This window comes from Streptomyces sp. MspMP-M5, assembly GCF_000373585.1.
Classification (GTDB): domain Bacteria; phylum Actinomycetota; class Actinomycetes; order Streptomycetales; family Streptomycetaceae; genus Streptomyces.
Window position 1 is genome coordinate 214,526 of sequence record NZ_KB891929.1, and the last position, 21,667, is coordinate 236,192.

11 protein-coding genes are annotated in these 21,667 nt (G+C 75.3%); 8 read left to right on the forward strand and 3 right to left on the reverse strand.

What is annotated here, in order from left to right:
- Positions 1–18: 18 nt before the first annotated feature.
- Positions 19–1,650, reverse strand: coding sequence for a serine/threonine-protein kinase (locus B073_RS0132990; RefSeq protein WP_018542348.1), 1,632 nt, complete (start codon positions 1,648–1,650; stop codon positions 19–21).
- A gap of 532 nt (positions 1,651–2,182) precedes the next feature.
- Between B073_RS0132990 and B073_RS44775 the strand changes: the two genes are divergently transcribed.
- The 5 genes from B073_RS44775 to B073_RS0133015 all read left to right on the forward strand — a co-directional run bounded on the left by B073_RS44775 (position 2,183) and on the right by B073_RS0133015 (position 12,206).
- Complete coding sequence (locus B073_RS44775; RefSeq protein ID WP_018542349.1) at positions 2,183–6,379, forward strand: FtsK/SpoIIIE domain-containing protein; 4,197 nt, start codon at positions 2,183–2,185, stop codon at positions 6,377–6,379.
- Between the two features lie 865 nt (positions 6,380–7,244).
- Complete coding sequence (locus B073_RS0133000) at positions 7,245–8,606, forward strand: ABC transporter substrate-binding protein (protein WP_051094313.1); 1,362 nt, start codon at positions 7,245–7,247, stop codon at positions 8,604–8,606.
- A gap of 102 nt (positions 8,607–8,708) precedes the next feature.
- Positions 8,709–10,076, forward strand: a complete 1,368-nt coding sequence (locus B073_RS0133005) for a carbohydrate ABC transporter permease (RefSeq protein ID WP_026247953.1) — start codon at positions 8,709–8,711, stop codon at positions 10,074–10,076.
- Between the two features lie 20 nt (positions 10,077–10,096).
- Positions 10,097–11,017: a carbohydrate ABC transporter permease gene (locus B073_RS0133010; protein WP_018542352.1), complete on the forward strand. Its 921-nt coding sequence runs from the start codon at positions 10,097–10,099 to the stop codon at positions 11,015–11,017.
- Between the two features lie 235 nt (positions 11,018–11,252).
- Complete coding sequence (locus tag B073_RS0133015) at positions 11,253–12,206, forward strand: class I SAM-dependent methyltransferase (RefSeq protein WP_018542353.1); 954 nt, start codon at positions 11,253–11,255, stop codon at positions 12,204–12,206.
- A 41-nt stretch (positions 12,207–12,247) separates the two neighbouring features.
- Here the strand turns inward: B073_RS0133015 and B073_RS0133020 are convergent, their stop codons facing one another.
- Positions 12,248–12,937: a class I SAM-dependent methyltransferase gene (locus B073_RS0133020; RefSeq protein WP_018542354.1), complete on the reverse strand. Its 690-nt coding sequence runs from the start codon at positions 12,935–12,937 to the stop codon at positions 12,248–12,250.
- 254 nt (positions 12,938–13,191) lie between these two features.
- Between B073_RS0133020 and B073_RS0133025 the strand changes: the two genes are divergently transcribed.
- From B073_RS0133025 to galE, 3 genes are all read left to right on the forward strand, one after another.
- The gene (locus B073_RS0133025) at positions 13,192–16,797 is read left to right on the forward strand and encodes a bifunctional glycosyltransferase/CDP-glycerol:glycerophosphate glycerophosphotransferase (RefSeq protein ID WP_018542355.1); all 3,606 of its coding nucleotides are present in this window, start codon (positions 13,192–13,194) and stop codon (positions 16,795–16,797) included.
- Between the two features lie 307 nt (positions 16,798–17,104).
- Complete coding sequence (locus B073_RS0133030) at positions 17,105–18,784, forward strand: glycosyltransferase family 2 protein (RefSeq protein ID WP_018542356.1); 1,680 nt, start codon at positions 17,105–17,107, stop codon at positions 18,782–18,784.
- 44 nt (positions 18,785–18,828) lie between these two features.
- Positions 18,829–19,815, forward strand: a complete 987-nt coding sequence (gene galE, locus B073_RS0133035) for a UDP-glucose 4-epimerase GalE (protein ID WP_018542357.1) — start codon at positions 18,829–18,831, stop codon at positions 19,813–19,815.
- A 132-nt stretch (positions 19,816–19,947) separates the two neighbouring features.
- Here the strand turns inward: galE and B073_RS0133040 are convergent, their stop codons facing one another.
- Positions 19,948–21,633 carry a CocE/NonD family hydrolase gene (locus tag B073_RS0133040; RefSeq protein ID WP_078508283.1) on the reverse strand — a complete coding sequence of 562 codons (1,686 nt, stop codon included), beginning with the start codon at positions 21,631–21,633 and terminating at the stop codon, positions 19,948–19,950.
- Positions 21,634–21,667 lie beyond the last annotated feature (34 nt).

Genomic DNA, 21,667 nt, shown 5'->3' on the forward strand with positions numbered 1-21,667 from the left:
CACCGTCCGTACGGACCGTCAGCGGCCGAGCTTCTGTACGAAGTCCTTCACGCTGGTGATGACGTCGCCGATCTGCTGGAAGAAGCCCTTGGTCGTCCCGATCCACTCCTGGAGCGGGGTGAACTCCCAGACCAACCAGGCCGCCACGAACAGCAGCAGCACCGTGAAGAGGCAGCCCTTCAGACAGCCCAGACCGGGGATCCGCATCGGGTTGGCGCTGCGCCGCCGCGGCTCGCGCGGGGGCCGGGGCTCCCGGGCGGGCGGCGGGGCCGGCTCGTAGCGCTGCGGCGGCGGCTCCTGACGGCGCTGGGGGGCCGGCGGCCGCTGTGCGGTGTAGCCGGCCGGCGGGGCGTCGTACCGGGGCTGCTGCGGGGCCGGGGCGGGCGCCGGGCGGCGCTGCGGACGGCGGCGCAGCGGGTCGTCCTGCGGCGCCAGGTACTGCACCTGGGTCTGCTCGTTGCGGTCCCGGGCGGCCCGCATCTGGGACTCCCACGGGTGGGGGCCCTCGGGCGCCACCGGACCGGCCGTGGGCGCACCGGCCGGCATCGGGGGCACCGGCGGCATGGCGCGCGTCGGGGCCGGTCCCTGGCCGGCGGGGCCGCCGGTGGACGGCAGCACGCTGGTCGGTGCGCCCGGGTCGTAGGAGGACGCGTTGGTGGGCAGCACCTGGGTGGGCGCCGCGGCGTCCGTCCCCTGGGGGCCACCGGTGCCGGTACCGGGGACGGTGGCCGGGTCCGGGTCCGGGACGAGCAGTGCGGCGACGCCCAGGGCCGCCTCGGCCTGCTGCGGGGTGGCCTGCGCGCCGATGCCGGCGGCGACGGTGCGCAGCCCGCGCGCGAGGTTCTCGGCGCCGGGGCGCTCCTCGGGCCGCTTGCGCAGACAGCGCTCGACGATCGTCCACAGCGGCTCGGGTACGGACGGCGGGCGCTGCGGGTCCTCGGACAGGTGCTTGTGCAGCACCTCCAGGGCGGTCGCCCCGGCGAACGGCGGGCGGCCGGTGAGGAGTTCGTAGAGCAGGATGCCGGCGCCGTAGACGTCCACCGCGGAGGTCTGCGGGCGGCCCTCGGCGGACTCCGGCGCCACATAGGCGGGGGTGCCGACGAACTCGTGTGTACGGGTCAGGCCCGGGGAGTCGGCCAGCCGGGCGATGCCGAAGTCGGTCAGCATCGGGTGCATCGCGCCGTCCCCGTCCGAGCCGGCGAGCAGCACGTTGGCGGGCTTGAGGTCGCGGTGGACGACGCCGTCGGCGTGGCTGGCGGCCAGCGCGTCGGCGATCTGCGCGGTGAGCAGGGCGGCCGCCACCGGGCTGAACGGGCCGTTGTCGCGGAGGTAGCGGTGCAGGTCGGGGCCGTCGACGAGGTCCATGACCAGCGCCAGCAGATCGCCCTCGACGACCAGATCGCGGGTCCGGACGATGTTGGGGTGGGTGAGCCGCAGCAGGACCGAGCGCTCCCGCAGGAAGCGCATCACCACGTCCGCGTCGGACGCTAGCTCCTCCTTGAGGACCTTGATCGCGACCGTTTCGCCGGGCTCCCCCGCGACGGCGGCCTCGGCACCGGCCGTCTCCCTCTGGCGGGCACGCCAGACGGTGCCCGTGGCGCCGCGCCCCAGAGGCTCCTCAAGCAGGTACTTGCTGCCTACCGGCCGCACGTCATGCGCTCCCTGGTCGTGGTGGATGCTTGCCTGGCCCGCTGGGTCAGCTCGCGGCCCGTCCGCCCCACTGTAGTGCCGTCGCACAAACATCTCGGTGCGGCAGACGGGGCGGTGCTCCTCGGGAAGACGCCGCTCCGGCGCCGTTGGTTGCCCGGATTCCGGACGCCGCCGACCGCGGTCGGTACGGGCCGGGAGGCGGCCGCGTCAACACGGCCGGGTCCCGCGTCAGCGGTCCGGGTGCCGTCCGCCACTGACCGGTTCGACGGCGCTCGGTGATCGAAATCGGCCGGTTCGATGGCCGTAAGCAGGCGGTTTCCCGGCGGGCGCCGACCAATCAAGATCATTGAAGGGCGGTCGGCGGGCGTGTTGTCAGTGGCAGGTGCGAGGATGCATCCCAGCACGCACGCGGCGGGGGCGCGCGGTCACTGTCGCGACGTGCATGGGACATGTCCGTGCCGACGTGCCCGGGGTGCGGTGGGGGTGAGCGGAGCCCCTGCCGCGTTCCCGGCAGAAGGGACCGTTGACGGCGATGCAGATCCGGCTGACCGTCCTCGGGCCGCGCAGCGGCCACACCACACGGGCCTGCGACGTCCTCGTGACGGCCCCCGCCGGCACCGCCCTGGCCGCCGTGGCCGGCTCGCTCGCGGCCGCCGTCGCGGGCTCCGGCGCGGACGTCGGCACCACCGGCAGCAGCGCCCCCGTCGTCCTCTACGCCGGCTCCGAGCGGCTCGACCCGCAGCGCGCCGCCCTCGGTGAGCCGCCGCTGATCGACGGCGCGGTGCTCTCCCTCCAGGGCCCCGGCCCGGCCCCCGCGCACGGCCTGCCGCACGGCTCCGCCCGGCTCCGCGTCGTCTCCGGCCCCGACGCCGGCGGCGTCCACCTCCTGCACGGCGGCCAGGTCCGTATCGGCCGCTCCGCCGACGCCGACGTCCCCCTGGACGACCCGGACGTCTCCCGCCTGCACTGCGCCGTCACCGTCGAGCCCGACGGCTCCGTGTACGTCGCCGACCTGCGCTCCACCAACGGCACCGCCGTCGACGGCACCGAACTCGGCGACCGCGCCGTCCCCCTGCCGCCCGGCGCCCTGCTGCGCATCGGCGAATCGGCGCTCCGCCTCCAGTCCCCGCCCCGCGCCCCGGACCCGGCCCTGAGCGCCACCCCCGACGGGGAGGGCCACCTCCGCGTCACCTCCGGAGGGACCGGCCCCGGGGGAACGGCCACCGGGGCATCCCCCTCGGCCACCGGGGAGACCACGTCGGGCTCGCTGTACGCGGGCGCCGGGCAGGCCGGTGTCGGTGGACGGGGGCCGGGGGGCGCGGAACCCTACGGGACCGGGGTCGCCGCCGGCGCCCCGGCGCCTGACGGGCCGGGCCGCCGGCGGGACACGCCGCTGCGCGGCATTCCCACCCCGGCCGCCGGGGAACCGGACGGCGGGGTGGCGTCCGCCGGCGCGACCGGCGTCCCGGCACCGTCGGCACACGGCCTCTTTCCGGTCGCCGCGCCCGGGCCGGGCACACATGGCGTGGGACCACAGGGGCCGGACGCACAGGGGTCGGGCGCACATGCAGCAGCCGTCCCCGGCTCGGTCGCGGCCGGCACCGGGGCGGGCGGAGCAGCAGGCGGGACGACCGGGGTGGGCGAGACAGGCGAGGCCAGCGGGGCGGCCGGGGCGCACGGACCTCGTGCGGCGCACGGCGGCCCCGTGCAAGCCGACCCCGTGGCGGGCCGGCCCACGGCGGAGCATCCGGAGTACGGGGCTGCGGCATACGGGACGGCATACGGATACGGAGCGGCGCGGTCCGGCCCTGCGTCCGGCCATGACGCGCCGGCCGGGCACGAGGCGCTGGCCGGCCGGGGCGCCGCGCCCACGGACGGCCAGACGCACGGTGGACAGCAGTCCCTGGCCCCCGCCGACCCGGTGACCCGTAAGTCCGGTCGGCGCGGCCTCGGCGCCTGGGCACGACGCCTGGCCGGCGGCCGCCCCACCACGGACCACACCGGGCAGCAGGGCCCCACCCCGGCGGGCCGGTCGCACGACACCGCCGCGGACGGCGACCACACGTCTCCGGCCGACGGCCCGTCCGACACGGCCGCCGAAAGCATCCCGTTCCCCTCCGGCCCGGCCGCCGACGAACGCTGGCCGGACGCCGCCGCCATCCTGCTCACCGCGCTCGGCCCGGGCCCCCGGCTCTGGGAGCGCGGCCCGGAGCACCCGGACGCGCTCACCGTCCGCCTGGGGACGACCGAGCGGGACGGCGGCCGCACCGCCGCGCCCGTCACCGTCGAAATGCGCCGGGCCGGCGCCCTCGGGCTGGCCGGACCGCGGGAACGGCTCGTCGGGCTGGCCCGGTCCGCGGCCGCGCAGCTGGCCGCGCTGCACTCCCCCGGGGCGCTGGAGATCGTGCTCGTCAGCTCCGACCGGGCGCGCCCCCTGGAGGAGCGGGTGGCCGACTGGTCCTGGCTGGGCTGGCTGCCGCACGTCCGCCCGGCCCGTGGCCAGGACTGCCGGCTGCTGCTCGCCTACGACAAGGAGCAGGCCGCGGCCCGTACGGCAGAGCTGGTGCGGCGGCTGGACGACGGCCCCCTGGGCCCCGGCTGGCCCAGCGCCGAACGCGCCGAGGTGGCCTCCGCCGCCGCCCGCCACCCGGGCCCGTACACCCTGCTCATCGTGGACGGGGACCCCGGCTCGTCGGCGCTGCGCGAGACCACCGCCCGGCTGGCCGCGGGCGGCCCGGCGGCCGGCATCCACGTGCTCTGCCTGGCCGAGACCCCGGCCGCCTCCCCTGCCTTCCCGCTGGCCGCGACGTACGAGGCGGCGCGCGCCGCCTCGCCCGCGTTCGGCGAGTGCGGGGCGGTGGCGGTGCTCAGCGGCGACGTGGCCACGGCCCTGCGAGTGGTCCAGCCGGGCTCGGGGCCGAACGGCACGGTCGCGACCGTGGACGCGGTCTCCGCGGCCTGGGCGGAGCGGTTCGCCCGGGCGCTGGCACCACTGCGCGAGGCCGAGACGGGCGGCGGCGCGGGCGGGCCGGCGGCACCGCGCGCCGCCATACCGCTCCCGGAGTCGACGCGGCTGCTGGACGAACTGGGCCTGGCCCGCGCCACCCCCGCGTCCCTGATGGCCCGTTGGGCGGCCGCGCAGGACACCGACCGGCCGCACGCCGCCGCGGTCCTGGGCGCCGGGCCGCACGGGCCGGTGACCGCCGATCTCGCGGCCGACGGCGCGCATCTGCTCGTCGAGGGCGCGCCGGCCAGCGGCAAGACGGAGCTGCTGCGGTCCCTCGCCGCGTCGCTGGCCGCCGCCGACCGGCCGGACCGGCTGGCCTTGGTACTGGTGGACGGCGCCGGCACCGAGCGCGGCGAGGGCCTGCGGGTCTGCACGGACCTCCCGCACGTCACGACGTACCTGGCCGCCTCCGACCCGCTGCGGATGCGGGAGTTCGCCCAGGCGCTCTCCTCCGAACTCAAGCGCCGCGCCGAAATACTGGCCGGCACCTCGTTCTCCGAATGGCGCACCAAACACCTCCCGGCCCCGCGCATCATCGCCCCCCGCCGCTCCACAGAGGGCACCCCCGCGACACCCGCCACCGCCACTACTCCGCCCGGCAGGTCCCCGGCGTCCGGCACGTCCCCCTCGCCGTCCGGCACATCCTTGACCTCCGGCGCGATCCCGTCGCCCGGCACGCCCATGGCATCCGGCACGGCCCAGCCGTCCAGCTCGTCCCCGTCGTCCGGAGCGGCCCCCTCGTCCGGAGCGGCCTGGTCGTCCGGAGCGGCCCCGTCCACGCCTCCGCTCCGCGACGCCTCTCCCACCCCCGGAACTCCACCCACCCCCTCCACCTCTTTCACAACGAGTAACGATTCCAGGGAACGAATCACTCTCCGTAATCGTTGCCGTAATGAGGAAGAAAGCAGCGGCACCCCGGCAGACCAGACGGACCCCACCCGCACGGGCACCCTGCGCCTCCGCGCCCGCCCCGGCGCCGCCCCCCAAGAACACAGCCACGCCAACCATCCCGACCACCACGACCACCGCGCTCCCGCCGACCACCGCGACCGCGACCGCCCGGAGGCCACCGAACCCCACCGGGAGCCCCACCGGTCCGGCACCTCCGACCGGTCCGGCGCCTCCGCCCGGACAGTGGCGTCGGCCGCCACCCCGGCCCCACCGAACGCCGCCCCGATGCCCCGCCTGTTCGTCCTCGTCGACGACTTCGACGCCCTGGTCTCCCCGGCCCTGGGCAGCACGGGCCGACCGGCCGCCGGTTCCGTGGTGCGCGCCCTGGAGGCGGTCGCCCGGGACGGCGCCGCCCTGGGCGTGCACCTGGTAGCCGCCACCGGCCACCCGGACCGCACCGACGGCACCGCGACCGCCGAACGGGCCACTCTGCGGATCCAGTTGGGCTCCCTGGGCGCTGCCACCGAGTCGGCCGAGGCGTCGGCGCAGGCCGGCCCCGAGCCGACGCCGCCCGGCCGCGGGCGGCTGCGCCGTGCGGCGGACGGCACGTCCACGCCGTTCCAGGCGGGCCGGGTGACCGGGCGGATACCGCGCACGTCCACGCTGCGGCCCACCGTCGTGCCCCTGGAATGGGCGCGGATGGGCGACCCCCCGGCCCGGCGCCCGCTGCGCGAACTGGGCAACGGCCCGACGGACCTGGCGTTGTTGGCCAGCGCGCTGCAACGGGCGGCACAGTCCTCGGGGGCGACGGCGGGGCCACCGCTGGTGTGACGGCGGGCCCCTGGTGTGACGGCGGGGCCCCGCTGGCGTGAGGAGGCGAGGCTGCGGCCAGTTCAGGGCGGGGCGGGCGCCCCTCGCGGCCTGCCCTCGACCTGGCCTCGGCCTGTGGCCTGGCTCAGGGCGGGGCCTGACCAGTCCAGCGCGGGGCTTCAGGCCGGACTCCAGCGCGGGGCTTCAGCGCGGGGCCTGGCTGATCTGGTCTGACTGGCAGTGGGGGCGGCCGTGGGGCGGTGGTGGGGTGTGGCCCTGGGGCCGTAACGGGCCTATTACGAATGGGGGGTTGGCGCGGGTGGCGGTATTGCGGAGGCGGTGGTGGGGGCGTAGGACTGTCGCACGTGCCGCGGTCACGGGGTGAGCGCGGACGCGACCAGGGCGGCGGGCAGGCGGTAGCCCCACGGCCGGGCAGCAGCGGCGACACGGCGGCGCATCAGGCCCCAGACCCAGCAGCCGGACCCACAGGTACAGCGCCAAGCACGACGGACCAGGTACAGCGCCAGGCACGGACGCACCAGGGCACCAGGGCACCAGGTAGAGCTACGCACCGGGTAGAGCAGGTGCGGTGAGTCGGCAGGAACGGCGCCATCGCAGCACACCACTGCACAGAACTGCACCGCACCACACTGCACAGCACCGCGCAACACGACCGCATCCATCGCCGCGTCCCTCACTGGATCGCTGCATCGCTGCGTAATCGCTGCGTAGAGCGCGTCATCGTGCGGCGGCGGCGCGGCGGTGGTGCTGCGCCGCAGGACAGTCACTCTCGTACGTGGCTGGGGGCAACGGTGTTGCGGTGCGGGTGTGGGCTGTCGGCGGTGGGTGGGACGTTGACGTGGATGGGGCAGGGAGGGATGTGGGGATGCGTAGACGAGTTGAGCGGGTGGTGGCTGGTGTTGTGGTGGTGGCGTTCGGAGTGGCCGGGTGTGGGAGTGGAAAGGGGAATGAGGGCGGAAGTGGGAGTAGTGGGGGCGGTAAGGGGGGTGGGGGTGCGGGGGTCACGGTGGTGTTGCCGAGGCTTGATGGGCAGCGGTTGCAGGTGACGGCGGTGTGGACGGGGGCCGAGCGGGACAACTTCGGCAAGGTGCTGGCGGAGTTCGAGAAGCGGACCGGGGCGAAGGTCGACTTCGTGCCGAGCGGTGACGACATGGCCGGTTTCATCGGGTCCAAGATCGCGGGCGGTGGGCCGCCGGACGTGGCGCTGCTGCAACAGGTCGGGGTGCTGAACGAGTTCGCGGAGAAGGGGTGGCTCAAGCCGCTCGGACCGGACGCCAAGGCGCAGTTGGCGAAGAATTTCAGCAAGGGGTGGCAGGTGCTGGGTGCCCATAAAGGCACCGGTTACGGGGTCTATTTCAAGGCCAGTAACAAGTCGCTGGTGTGGTACAACGCCAAGGTTTTCGAAAATGCCGGGGTGTCCGAGCCGAAGACCTGGCCGGAGTTTCTCAAGGTGGCGCAGACGGTTTCCGAGTCGGGTGTGGAGCCGGTGTCGGTGGGCGGGTCGGACGGCTGGACGCTGACCGACTGGTTCGAGAACGTCTATCTCTCGCAGGCCGGGCCGGAGAAGTACGACCGGTTGGCCCAGCACGCGATCAAGTGGACCGATCCGTCGGTCAAGCAGGCACTGACGACGCTTGGGCAGTTGTTCGGGCGTAAGGAACTGCTGTCGGGCGGCAATGCGGGGGCATTGCAGACGGATTTCCCGACGTCGGTGACGCAGACGTTCACCGGGGGTGACACCCCGAAGGCGGCGATGGTGTCGTCGGCCGATTTCGCGGCGGCCGATATCGCGCAGACGAAAGCGAGGGTGGGGACGGACGCGAAGGTGTTCCCGTTCCCCGCGGTGGGGGCGAAGTCGCCGGTGGTGACCGGTGGGGATGTGGCGGTGGCGCTCAAGGGCGGCAAGGCGGCGCAGGCGCTGCTGACGTTCCTGGCGTCGACGGACGCGGCCGGGATCTGGGCGCGGGCGGGCGGTTTCCTCTCGCCGAACAAGGCGCTGGCCCCGTCGGCATACGGGGACGACGCGATGCGGAAGATCGCCGCGTCGCTGATCGCGGCGGGGGACGACTTCCGGTTCGACATGTCCGACCAGGCGCCCGCGTCGTTCGGCGGCAAGCCGGGGCAGGGCGAGTGGAAGGACCTCCAGGACTTCCTGAAGAACCCCAAGGACGTCGCGGGCACGCAGCAGCGGTTGGAGCAGGACGCGGCCAAGGCGTTCGGGCACTGAGGCCGGGCGCCGGGGCCTCGGGGCCTGAGGGCAACTGCCTCGATCGGGCCGGCTCGACGGAGCCAGGCCGACGCGACCGGAGCGGAAGCGGGGGTCGTCACGATGAGCGATGCGCAGACGGGCGGGGGCGGGGGCGTGGGCACGGGTGCCGACGCGGGCAAGGCCGGGCCGCGGCGCCGGCGCCGCCCGTCCGGTTCCCGGTGGTGGGCGGCCGGGCTCTTTTTGCTGCCGGCGCTCGTGTTGCTGGGGGCGCTGGTGGGGTATCCCATCGGGTTCTCGGTGTATCGGAGTCTGTTCGACGCGTCGGGGAACGGCTTTGTGGGGCTGGGGAATTACGGGGCGATGTTCTCGGACGACGGCATCCGGACGGCGTTGAAGAACAACGTGGTGTGGGTGGTGGTGGCGCCGACGGTGTCCACCGCGCTGGGGTTGATCTTCGCGGTGCTGACCGAGCGGGTGCGCTGGGGTACCGCGTTCAAGCTGGTGGTGTTCATGCCGATGGCGATCTCGATGCTGGCGGCGGGGATCATCTTCCGGCTGGTCTACGACCAGGATCCGCAGCGCGGGGTGGCCGACGCGGTGTGGGTGGCGGTGCACGACACGTTCGCGGCGCCGGCGCCGTTCCCGGGGGCGAAGCCGCGGCCGCACGCGGATCTGCGGCCGTCGGGCGGCGGGGCGTTCACCACGCGGTCGGTGGTGCGGGCGGGGTCGCCGGTGGGGCTGCCGCTGGTGGCGGTGCAGCCGCAGGACGTGCGGGCGGCGAAGCCGGCGGTGGCCGCGCGGCCGCGGCCCGGGGAGGTCACCGGTACCGCGTGGCTGGATTTCACCCGTGGTGGCGGGGGTCGGCCGAATGTCGTCGATCCGGGTGAGAAGGCGCTGGCCGGGCTGACGGTGGAGGCGGTGAAGGGCGGCCGGGTGGTGGCGTCGGCGGTGACGGCGGCTGACGGGACGTACGCGTTGCCGGCGGATCTGGCGGACGGTGCGCACCTCCGGCTGCCGGCGGCGGACTTCGCGGCGGCGTACAACGGGGTGGACTGGCTGGGTCCGGCGCTCGTCACGCCGGCCATCATCGGCAGTTATGTGTGGATGTGGGCCGGTTTCGCGATGGTGTTGATCGCGGCGGGGCTGGCGGGGGTGCCGCGGGAGCTGTTGGAGGCGGCGCGGGTGGACGGGGCCGGCGAGTGGCAGGTGTTCCGCCGGATCACGGTGCCGCTGCTGGCGCCGGTGCTGGTGGTGGTGCTGGTGACGCTGATGATCAATGTGCTGAAGATCTTCGATCTGGTCTACATCATCGCGCCGGGCTCCAGTCTGCGGTCGGCGAATGTGCTGGCGCTGCAGTTGTTCCAGTCGTCGTTCGGTACGGATGTGGACGAGGGGCTGGGGAGTGCGATCGCGGTGTTCCTGCTGGTGTTGGTGATGCCGGTGATGTACGTGAATCTGCGCCGGATACGGAAGGAGCGCCGCCGATGACGCCGCCGATGAGGTCGCCGATGACGCCGCCGGTCTCGGCTGTGGACGGGGCCGCGGGGGCGGCCGGGCGTGGGGCCCGCGCGCAGGGGCGGCCGTCGGTGGCGGGGCGGCTGGCGGCGCGCGCCGGGGGCGGCGCGGTGCGGGTGTTCCTGGTGCTGGTGGCGCTGTTCTGGCTGATGCCGTCGGTGGGGCTGCTGGTGTCGTCGTTGCGCAGTCCGGCGCAGATCGCCGCGTCGGGCTGGTGGCAGGTGTTCGCCCGGCCCGCGCAGCTGACGTTCGACAACTACGGCCAGCTGCTGTCGAACGGGAAGGTGATGGGGTCGCTGGTGACGACGGCGGCGATCACGGTGCCGTCGACGGTGCTGGTGGTGGTGATCGGGTCGCTGGCGGGTTATGCCTTCGCGTGGCTGGAGTTCCCGGGGCGGGATACGTGGTTCATGGTGGTGGTGGGGCTGTTGGTGGTGCCGGTGCAGGTGGCGCTGATCCCGGTGGCGAAGCTGTTCGGCGCGGTGGGGCTGTTCGAGACGACGGCCGGGGTGGTGCTGTTCCACACGGCGTTCGGGCTGCCGTTCGCGGTGTTCCTGTTGCGGAACTTCTTCGCGGAGATCCCGCGGGAGCTGCTGGAGGCGGCGCGGCTGGACGGGGCGGGTGAACTGCGGCTGTTCACACGGGTGGTGATGCCGCTGGGCGGTCCGGCGATCGCGTCGCTGGGGATCTTCCAGTTCCTGTGGGTGTGGAACGACATGCTGATCGCGTTGATCTTCGCGGACAGCGGGCATCCGCCGATCACGGTGGCGCTGCAGCAGGAGGTGCGGCAGTTCGGCAACAACATCGATGTGCTGGCGCCGGGGGCGTTCTTGTCGATGGTGGTGCCGCTGGTCGTCTTCTTCGCCTTCCAGCGGCAGTTCGTGTCGGGGGTGATGGCGGGCGCGGTGAAGTGAGCGGGGTGCGGTGAGCGCGGCAACCGGGTGCGGGCGGGCCGGTGTGCGGGAGATGACCGGTGCCGGGGGCGGCGCTCACCTTCCGTTCATGTTGCTGCCCCACGATGGCGGCCGTTCCGTGCAGCGCGTGGTGCGGCCGGGGCGTTCCGCGGCGTGCGCCCGGGCCCCGGTGCCGTGCCGCGTCCTCGTGTCGTACCTCGCCATCGATTCCCGACCGTCTGGAGACGGATCGCCCATGACTGCCGTGACCGCAGACCTCAGTGCCGACGACCTGCCGCGCCCGACCCGGTTGTGCGAGGTCAAGGGCTGGTTCTTCACCGCCGATCAGCTGCTCTTCGACTGGTTCCTGCGTCATCAGCAGGACCGGTCGGTCGTGGGTGACCTGCTGGAACTGGGCGCGTACATGGGCAAGAGCGCGATCTTCCTGGGGGCGCGGCTGCGCCCGGGCGAGCGCTTCACGGTCTGCGACCTGTTCGACTCGCCGGCGGAGGACGACCTCAACTCCAAGGAGATGGCGAAGTCGTACGCGACGCTGACGCGCCGGGCGTTCGAGGCCAACTACCTGGCGTTCCACGAGGAGTTGCCGGTGATCGTGCAGGGGCTGAGCTCGTCGGTGGTCGAGCATGTCGCGGCGGGCAGTGTGCGGTTCGCGCACATCGACGCCTCGCATCTGTACGAGCATGTGCACGGCGACATCCTGGCGGTGCGGGAGCTGCTGACCGGGCGCGGGGTGGTGGTGATGGACGACTACCGCGCCGAGCACTGCCCGGGGGTGGCCGCCGCCACCTGGCAGGCGGTGACCGGCCACGGGCTGCGGCCGATCTGTGTGACCGGCACGAAGTTCTACGGCACGTGGGGCGATCCGGAGCCGTACCGGGACGGGCTGCTGGCGTGGCTGGCCGGGCGGGAGGACGTGTGGCACGAGGTGCAGCAGGTGAACGGTGCGCCGCTGGTGCGGTTGAGTGCCAAGGGTGCGCGGGAGCCGGCGCATCCGGTGTCCCGGCACGCGGCGGTGTCGCAGGCGGCGGAGCGGGCGCCGGTGGCGGAGCCGGCGGGCGCGGCCGGGGCGGCCCGGGCGGCCGCCGGGCGGTCGGCGCCGCGCCCGCCGCGCGGTGCGCTGCGGCGGGTGGCGCGGGACGTGCTGCCGCCGATCGTGACCCGGGCGCTGGTGCGGGCCCGTAAGCGGTAGCGGGCGGCGGGCGGGCCGACGGGGTGTGCGGTCCGCCCGGTTCAGCCCGGGGGCACCTGGCCGACCAGGACGAAGGAGTTGGCGCGCAGCAGCCGTCCGGCGGCCCGGGGCAGCGGGTGGGAGTAGGTGCGCCGGACGGCCAGCCCGGCGGCGGCGGCGAAGGCCCGCAGCAGGGTGAAGTCGGTGAAGCGGACGGGGTCGGGCTCGGCGCGGTGGCCGGCCTCCTGGGCGGTGATCAGCAGGACGCCGCCGCCGGGCCGGACGTAGGGGACGTAGGCGCGCAGCAGGTCCTCGACCTGTTCGTCGTCGAGGTGTTGCAGGACGTGGGCGGTGAGCAGCGCGTCGAAGGCTCCGGGGCGGGCGTGCGGGCCGGCGAGGAAGGCGTCGGCGGTGTAGGCGGCCAGGCCGCGGGCGCGGCAGTGGGCGACGGAGCGCGGGTCGTGGTCGATGCCGACGCTGCCGGGGGCGCAGGCGGCGAGGGTGTCGCCGTCGCCGCAGCCGATCTCCAGGACGCGGCCGGGGCCGATCCGGCGTACCTGCCGGGCGAAGGGGGGCCGGGTGGTCAGCAGCCGGGTCAGGGCGGCGTGCCGGCGGTGGGCGGGGAGGCGGACGGTGGAGGCGGCCGGGGCGGTGCCGGCGGGGTGCGGGGGGTGGGCGGCGGGGGTGCCGGGGGCGGGGGCCGCGGTGTCGGGGCGGTCGGTGGCGGCGGAGCTGTCGGTTCGTCCGGGCATCGCGGGGCGGTCACCTTCCTGGGCGGCGGGCGGTTGCCGGTGTCCGGCGCACGGGGCACCGGGCACGCTGTCCCACGGTCTACGCCATCGCGCGGTCCGGGCCGTTCCGCCGCACCTTCGCCTCACCCTTTCAGCGCAGCGCCGGTGACCGGGCCGCCGATGGACGAGTTGAGGGACGAGTCGGCCGCATCGTCCCGTTGTGCGCCCGGGGGTTGCCTCCCGTGGTCCGCCTGTCCGGAAAGGCTCGTCCGCCCATGAAGCCTCGGCTCACCGTCGTCGTCCCGGTCCCGCGTGGTGCGGGGTCCGCGCGCCATGTGGAGGAGTGTCTGGAGTCGGTGGCGGCCCAGACGCTGGCGGAGCTGGACGTGGTGCTGGTGGACGACGGTCCGGCGGAGGGGCCGGAGGGGCCGGGGCGGCGGCTGGCGGAGCGGGATCCGCGGTTCCGGGTGGTGCACCATGCGGGCGGGGGCCGGGGCGGGGCGTGGAACGCCGGTGCCCGGCACGCGTTCCCGCACACGGAGTTTCTGGCGTTCCTGGCGCCGGACGATGTGCTGCTGCCGCGGGCGTACGAGGATCTGACGGGGCTGCTGGAGACGTCGGGGTCGGATCTGGCGACCGGCAACGTCTACCGGCTGGGGGCGGCGGGCCGGAGCCAGTCGGCGGACCATGCGGCGGCGCGGGAGACGGTGCTGCGTACGCATGTCGCGGAGGATCCGGCGCTGCTGGGCGACCACTTCGTGCGGAACAAGGTGTTCCGGCGGACGTTCTGGGACCGGCACGGTTTCGTCTTCCCCGAGGGGGAGTGGTGCGACGGGGCGGCGGTGGCGCTGCCCGCGCACGTGCTGGCGGAGGCGGTGGACGTGCTGGGCGAGCATGTCTGTTACTGGCGGCTGCCGGAGGGGCCGGGCGGGCGCCGGCCGGGTGCGCAGGGGGTGCGGGACCGGTTCGCGGCGGTGGCGCGGATGCGGGCGCTGCTGGCGGATCCGGTGCGTCCGGCGTGCGGCGGGCTGCGGGCGGAGTACGACCGGGCGCAGCTGACCGGGGGGCTGCTGGATCTGGTGGCGGCGCTGCCGGGGGCGGCGTCGGAGGTGCGGACGGCGTTTTTGGACTGTGCCCGGGACTTTCTGTCGCGGACCGATCCGCGGCTGTTGCGGGCGCTGCCGGTGGAGCTGCGGATGCGGTGGTATCTGGTCCGGGCGGGGCGGTTGTCGGACCTGGTGGCGCTGTTGGGGCACGAGGCGCGCAATCCGGGGGGTTTCGTGGTGGCGGGGGCGCCGCTGCGGCGGCGGGCGGTGCTGCCGGCGGAGCCGTCGGTGGTGTTGCCGGCGGGGGTGGTGCGGCTGGCGCGGGCGGATTTCCCGGTGCGGGCGGAGGTGCGGGAGGCGGTGTGGCGGGGTGGGGAGTTGTTGTTGCGGGGCTGGGCGTACTTGCGGAATCTGCCGGCGGGGACGCGGCACGGGTATCTACGGACGGCGGTGCTGTCGTGCGGGCGGCGGCGGATCGTGCTGCCGCTGCGGACGGTGGCGATGCCGGAGGCGACCGCGGCGTCCGGGCAGGAGCTGCACTGTTACGACTGGGCGGGGTTCGAGCTGCGGGTGGATCCGGCGCGGTTGCGCCGCGGGGGGCGGCTGGTGCCGGGCGAGTGGCGGGTGGAGGTGCTGCTGGCGTCGGCGGGGGTGGTGCGGTCCGGGGAGCTGGGTGCGCCGGAGTGCGGGTCGGGGGCGGCGCCGGGGGCGTACGAGGGGGTGGACGGAATGCGGGTGGTGCCGCGGTATGTGGACGGGCGGTTGCGGATCGCGGTGGACCGGCGGGTGCGGCGGCTGGTGGGGCCGCCGGCGGTGGCGGGCGGGGCGCTGGAGCTGACGGTGGCGGCGCCGGGTCCGGCGCCGGTGGCGCTGCGGCTGACGCACGGGGAGACGGGGACGGTGGTGTCGTTCCCGGTGGAGGGCGCGGCGGACGGCGTGGCCGCGGCCGTCCCGGAGGACCGCGGCGCGGACCCGGACGCAGACACGGACCCGGACCCGGACACGGACGCGGACGCCGCCGGCGGGCGGTGCGTGGTGCGGGTGCGGGTGCGGCTGGACGCGTGGGACGCGGCGCGGCCGGTGCGGGACGGCGGGCCGGCCGCGATCCCGGCGCCGCACACCGAGACCTGGCTGCCGGAGCTGGTGCTGCCGGGCGGCGGCACCGACCCGGTGGGCTGCCCGCCGGGGATGGCGCCGGTGGCCCATCCGCTGCCGCACGGGCGGGAGTTGGTGGCGGCGGCGTCGCCGGCCGGGGATCTGGTGCTGCACGACCGGGTGCCGCAGGCGTACGTGGACCGGGTGGTGTGGCGGACGGACGGGACGCTGCTGCTGGCGGGGGTGCTGCCGGACGCCGCGCCGCCGGTCCCCGAGCTGGTCCTCAAGCACACCGCGCACGCCGCCGAGGCGGTGTTCCCGGCGGTCCACGACGCGGGGCGGTTCCACTGTTCGCTGCCGCTGGCGGCGCTGCCGTCGCTGGCCGGGGAGGTGCCGCTGCGGGAGGGCCGCTGGACGGTGCATCTGCGGGAGCGGGGGGCGGCGGCCTCGCCGCTGGACGCGCCGGTGCGGTACGCGCCGTCGGTGTTCGACGGGCTGCCGGTGTCGCGGACGGTGCGCGGCAAGCCGTTCACGCTGGACCGGGTGGGGCACGACGAGGTGTTCGTGGCGGCCGGGCCGGCGCTGCCGCCGGTGGACCGGGGCCCGTACCGGCGGCGGGTGCTGCGCGAGCAGCACTATCCGCTGCACCGCTCCCGGCCGCTGCGCGACACGGTGCTCTACAGCAGCTTCGGCGGCCGGGCGTACGGGGACTCGCCGCGGGCGGTGCACGAGGAGCTGGTGCGGCGGGGGCTGGAGGTCACGCATCTGTGGGCGGTGCGGGACGCGCAGACCGCGGTGCCGCCGACGGCCCGGCCGGTGCTGGTGGGCAGTGCGGCCTGGCACGGGGCGCTGGCGCACAGCCACTGGATCGTCACCAACACGCATCTGCCGCGCTGGTTCGTGCGGCGGGCCGGGCAGCGGGTGATCCAGACGTGGCACGGGACGCCGTTGAAACGGATCGGCGCGGATCTGGCGGGGACGCTGTGCGGGGGGCTGGCGCATCTGGCGCCGCGGCCGCGGCTGGGCCGGCAGTGGAGCGTGCTGCTGTCGCCGAACGCGGCGAGCACGCCGGTGCTGCGGTCGGCGCTGGGCTACGCCGGGAAGATGCTGGAGACGGGGCTGCCGCGGACCGATGCGCTGCACGCCGCGGACCGGGAGGAGGTGGCCGCCGCGGTCCGGGCCCGGCTGGGCGTGGGGCCGGAGAAGCGGGTGGTGCTGTACGCGCCGACGCCGCGCGACGACGTGGCGTACGACGCCTCGCACCACCGGCTGCATCTGCCGCTGGACCTGGACGTGGCGCGGTCGGCGCTGGAGGGGGACCATGTGCTGCTGGTGCGCAGCCATCCGCAGGTGCCGGACCGGCTGCCGGCGCACCATGCGCCGTTCGCGGTGGACGTGTCGTCGTACCCGGACGCGACGGAGCTGCTGCTGGCCGCGGACGTGCTGGTCACGGACTACTCGTCGCTGGCGGTGGACTTCGCCAACACCGGCCGGCCGATGCTGTTCCTCACTCCTGATCTGGCGCACTACCGTGACACGTTGCGTGGTTTCAGCCTGGACTTCGAGGCGCGGGTGCCGGGTCCGCTGCTGTCGTCGACGGGTGAGCTGGTCGAGGCGTTGGGGGAATTGCCGGCGGTGGCGCGGGCGAGTGCGCCGGCGTATGCGGAGTTCCGGCGGGTGTTCTGCCATCTCGACGACGGCGGGGCGGCGGGGCGGGTCGCGGATCTGGTCATGGAGTGAGGGGGCCGGCGGCGCGGTGAGGGCGGCGGGGCCTGCGGTGCGGGACGGTCCGGTGTGCGGTGTCCGGATCGGCATCTCCCGGCGCCGGCGTCGTTACCGCATGTACGGGCGTCCTGCGGGGCGTCCGCGCGGGTCGCTTCACGGTCCGGTGCCGGGGTCCGGCTGGTCACGAGACGGCAATGAGGCGAAAAAAGCGGGCGGCGGGTGCAACCGCTCGGTGGTTTTCGGCCTCTGATCCTTAAGGACAGGGGTCCGAACCCGCTCGCGCCAAGTGCTGCTGTCGACACGAAATGTAGATTTAGTGACTGTGAATGACGCCCTTGAGTCACAGCCTCGGCCCACCCTGTCGCCCGCCGCGCAGGTCAGCGTCGTCGTCATCGCGTTCAACGACGCCGTGCACGTCGCCGACGCGGTGCGGTCGGCGCTCGCGCAGGGGGACGCGGTCGCGGAGGTGATCGCGGTGGACGACGCCTCCACCGACGGCACCGGCGCGGCGCTGGACGCCCTGGCCCGCACCGAGCCGCGGCTGCGGGTCCTGCACCGCGGCGAGAACAGCGGCGGCTGTGGTTCCCCCCGTAACGACGGGCTGCGGGCCGCCGCCGGCCGCTTTGTGATGTTCCTCGACAGCGACGACGTGCTGCCGCCGGGCGCGGTGCCGGCGCTGCTGTCCGCGGCGCTGGAGCACGGGGCGCCGGTCGCCGCGGGTGCCTGTGTCCGCCGGGAGCTGCCGGCCCGCCGCGATGTGCCCTGGCAGCCGGCGCTGTACCGCGAGCCGGCCGTGTACGACGGGCCCGACGCCGCGCCGCAGCTGGTCCGCGACACGCTCTGCGTCAACAAGCTCTACGCCCGGGAGTTCCTCACCGGCCACGGCATCGCCTTCCCCGAAGGCCGCTACCACTACGAGGACTTCGTCTTCACCGCCCGGGTGCTGGCCGCCGCCCCGAAGATCGCGACCGTGCCCGACACGGTCTACGTCTGGCATGTGCGCCGCGCCGCCGCCAAGCAATCGATCTCCCTGGACCGCAAGGACGTCGCCAACTGGCGGCAGCGCATCGAGGCGCACCGCACGGTGCTGCGGATCCTCGGCGACGCCGGGCACAAGACGCTGGTGGCGGCCGCGGCCACCAAGTTCCTCGACCATGATCTGCGGATGTACGTCCGGGAGCTGCACACCCGCGGCGCCGACTACCGCGCCGAGTGGTGGCGGCTGACCCGCGACCACCTGGCCTCCTTCGAGGACGCCGAGGTGCGGGCCGCGCACGCCCCGGCCCGCTGGCTGGCCCGGGTGGTGCTGGCCTCCTCCGCCCCCCGCGACCTGGAGCGGCTGACGCAGCTGGCGGCCCGTCCCGGCCGTCTGCTGCCCCCGTACGCGACGGGCCCCGACGGCGTCCCGGTCTGGTCGGCGGACCTGCCCGAGGTGCGGCTGGAGGGCCTGGCGCCCGGGGACGCGGTGGACGCCGCCGACGAGGACGTGCCCGGCGCCGACGCCACCCCCCTCCTGCCGGTGACCGTCGACGCCGATCCGGTGCTGGGCGCGGCCCGCGGTGTGCTGCGGCTGCGGGTCCACGACCTGTACGGGCGGCTGGCCGCGGCCGGCCCGGTCAGCATCGACGTCGCACTGCACCGCCGCCGGGACGGCCGCCCCGGCCCGGTGCTGACCGCCGCCCTCGCGCCCACCGCCGACGGCACCGCCTGGACGGCCGCGGCGGTGCTGGACCTCGCCCCGCTGACCGAGCTGCCCGGCTCGCGGCCCGACGAGCCCGAGCCGTGGGACGTCACGGCCCGGCTGACCTGCGCGGACGGCACCGTCGTCGGGGCCGGGCTGCGGGCCGTGGGCGACGGTCTGCGGCGGCGGGTGCTGCCCAGCCGGCGCCGGCTGGTGCTGCTGGCCCAGCCGTACACCACCACCGGCGGTGCGCTGGCGTTCCGGGTGGCGTCGGGGCCGCGCAGTGTGTGGCGGATCGCCGCCCGGCGGCTGCGCCACTGACCCGCGGCCGCCGTCCCCCTGCCCCCTTGCCTAGGATTGGCGCCATGTCTTACTTGATCACGGGTGGAGCCGGCTACATCGGCTCCCACGTCGTAAGGGCCCTGCGGCAGGCCGGCGAGTCGGTCGTCGTCCTCGATGACCTGACCACGGGCGTCCGCGCCCGGGTCCCCGAGGACGTGCCCCTGGTCGTCGGCTCGACGCTCGACCGCGCGGTGCTGGACGCCACGATCGCCGAGCACGGCATCACCGATGTCGTCCACCTGGCCGCGAAGAAGCAGGTCGGCGAGTCGGTGGAGCTGCCGCTGCACTACTACCGCGAGAACGTCCACGGCCTGCAGAACCTCCTGGAGGCGATGGCCGCCGGCGGCGTCCCGCGCTTCGTCTTCTCCTCCTCCGCCGCCGTCTACGGCATGCCGGACGTGGACCTCGTCACCGAGGAGACGCCCTGCGTCCCGATCAACCCGTACGGCGAGACCAAGCTCGTCGGCGAGTGGATGGCGCGCGCCGCGGGGAAGGCCCACGGCATCAGCACCGCCTGCCTGCGGTACTTCAACGTGGCCGGCACGGCCACGCCGGAGCTGGCCGACACCGGTGTCTTCAACATCGTCCCGATGGTCTTCGAGCGGCTCACGCAGGGGGAGGCGCCGCGGATCTTCGGTGACGACTACGACACCCCCGACGGCACCTGCATCCGCGACTACATCCACGTCGCGGACCTCGCCGACGCGCATGTCGCGGCCGCCCGCAAGCTCGCCGAGCCGGGCCCGGTCCGTGATCTGACCCTCAACATCGGCCGGGGCGAGGGGGTTTCGGTCCGCGAGATGGTCGATCTGATCGAGGAGATCACCGGCTACGAGGGCGTGGTGCCCGAGGTGACCCCGCGCCGCGCCGGCGACCCGGCCCGGGTGGTGGCCGCCGCCGACCGCATCGCCAAGGAGCTGGGCTGGGCGGCCCGCCACGACGTCCGCGACATGATCGCGTCGGCGTGGGCGGGCTGGCAGCACCATCACCCGGAGTCCCGACAGGGCTGATGACGACGGCGCCGCTGCCGCCGCTGACGACACCGGCCGTACGCGCGCCGAGTCCGAAGCGCTGAATCCGGGCCGCCTGCTCCCCTACGGGGGGGATGGGCGGTTCGGTGTTTCCGGGGGTTCGCGGCTGCGTCAGGTCGGCAGTTCCAGGGCCGAGCCGGGGTGGAGGGCGACGCGTACGGGCGCGGTGGCGGCGGCCGGGTCGTCGTCCGGGCCGCCGGCCGGGGGCGCGTACCGCGGGAACGCGCCGCCGCTGACCTGCAACCGCACCCGGTGCCCGGCGGCGAACCGGTGGGCCGCCGCACTCATCGGCACCACCGCCTCCAGCGGTCCCGCCGCCCCGCCCTGCACGGTCACCCGCACCAGCCCGTCGCACACGTTCACCGACCGGCCCCGCCCGTCCACGTCGCAGAGCCGCGCGAAGACGTCGAAGGGCCGGCGGGCGGGCGCGCCGTCCACCCCGGCCGCCGTGACCCGTATCCGGGCCGCGACCGGCCCCAGCACCTCCAGCGGCTCGGTCAGCGCCGGCCCGGTGAACGTCAGCACGTCCGGCCGGGCCTCCAGCGCCCGGTTGTCGCGGCGGCCCGCACCGCGGGAGAGCACGGGCCCGCCGAGGGACGGCGTGGGGTCGGCCGGGTCGTGGCGGAACTCGCCCACCGGGCCGGTGCCGGCGGAACCGGCCGGGCCGGGTGTCCCCTGCCGCGCCAGCCGCCCGCCGTGGTGCAGGTACCAGGGCTCCGCCGCCCCCTCCGACGGCGGCCACTCCACGAGATCCCGCCACGCGCCCCCGGCAGCCCCCGCGTCCCCGGTACCGCCCCCGGTGCCGTCCCCTCCGACGTGCACCCGTACGGGCGTGGGCCGCAGCCCGGCCCGCTCCCCGTAGAGGTGGGCGCGCAGCCACGCCAGGCTCTCCGCGAACACCTCGGGCCATCCCTGCTGGAGCGCCGAGTGGTGCGTCCAGGGGCCGACGAGCAGCGCGGTCTCGCGGCCGGCCCGGCGCAGCCGCCGGTACTGCGCCAGGTTCTGGTCGAGGAAGACGTCCTGCCAGCCGGCGATCAGGCAGGTGGGCACCGCCGGGTGCTCCGCCGCGGCCGCCGCCGACGCGCCCCGCCAGTACGGATCGTTGCCGTCCGTTCGCTCCAACGACTCCGCGAGCCAGGACAGTTCGGCCGCCGGACCGGACGTGTACGGCACCGGCTCCCGGTGTGCGCGGGGCAGCCAGCGCCGCAGCCGCAGCGCCGCCCGCAGGAACGGCCCCCACCCCCGGTGCTGGTGGGCCATGCCGACGCCCGACACCAGGGCGTTCTCCAGATGGACCGCGCCCCCGGTGTGGAAGTACGCGTGCGGGTCGTGCAGCCCGACCTGGACCACCATCGCCCGCAGCTCCGGCGGCGGATCCAGTGCGAGGGCCCACTGCGTGTACCCCAGGTAGCTGACGCCGATCGTCCCCAACGCGCCGTTGAACCAGGGCTGTCGGCGCAGCCAGGCGACCGCGGCCCGTCCGTCCGCCGCCTCGTTCCGCCACAGATGGAAGGCGCCGCCCGACCGGCCCGTACCCCGGCAGCTCTGCACCACCACATGGAAGCCGTGCTCCGCGAGGGGAATCCCGTACAGCGGCGCCCACGGCACTCCCCTTCCGTAGGGCGACCGCACCAGCACCGTCGGGAACTCCCCCGGCCGGTGCGGGGATGCGTCGCCCGCCCGCGGGAAGTAGTGATCGGTCACCAGCGGCTCCCCGTCCCCGCCCGGCACCGACAGCCCTGTCTCGCATCCGACCCGGTAGGGCCCCCTCGGCACCTTCCGTGCCATCGCCCGCATCCACCGCGCCGCCCGTGCCGGCCGCCCGTCCGGC

What these genes read in the sequence shown, in the direction of transcription:
- B073_RS0133040 (WP_078508283.1), bottom strand. Translation starts at nt 21,633, where the DNA reads ATGCGGGCGATGGCACGGAAGGTGCCGAGGGGGCCCTACCGGGTCGGA.
- B073_RS0133025 (WP_018542355.1), top strand. Translation starts at nt 13,192, where the DNA reads ATGAAGCCTCGGCTCACCGTCGTCGTCCCGGTCCCGCGTGGTGCGGGG.
- B073_RS0133010 (WP_018542352.1), top strand. Translation starts at nt 10,097, where the DNA reads ATGACGCCGCCGGTCTCGGCTGTGGACGGGGCCGCGGGGGCGGCCGGG.
- B073_RS0133015 (WP_018542353.1), top strand. Translation starts at nt 11,253, where the DNA reads ATGACTGCCGTGACCGCAGACCTCAGTGCCGACGACCTGCCGCGCCCG.
- B073_RS0133005 (WP_026247953.1), top strand. Translation starts at nt 8,709, where the DNA reads ATGAGCGATGCGCAGACGGGCGGGGGCGGGGGCGTGGGCACGGGTGCC.
- galE (WP_018542357.1), top strand. Translation starts at nt 18,829, where the DNA reads ATGTCTTACTTGATCACGGGTGGAGCCGGCTACATCGGCTCCCACGTC.
- B073_RS44775 (WP_018542349.1), top strand. Translation starts at nt 2,183, where the DNA reads ATGCAGATCCGGCTGACCGTCCTCGGGCCGCGCAGCGGCCACACCACA.
- B073_RS0133020 (WP_018542354.1), bottom strand. Translation starts at nt 12,937, where the DNA reads ATGCCCGGACGAACCGACAGCTCCGCCGCCACCGACCGCCCCGACACC.
- B073_RS0133000 (WP_051094313.1), top strand. Translation starts at nt 7,245, where the DNA reads ATGCGTAGACGAGTTGAGCGGGTGGTGGCTGGTGTTGTGGTGGTGGCG.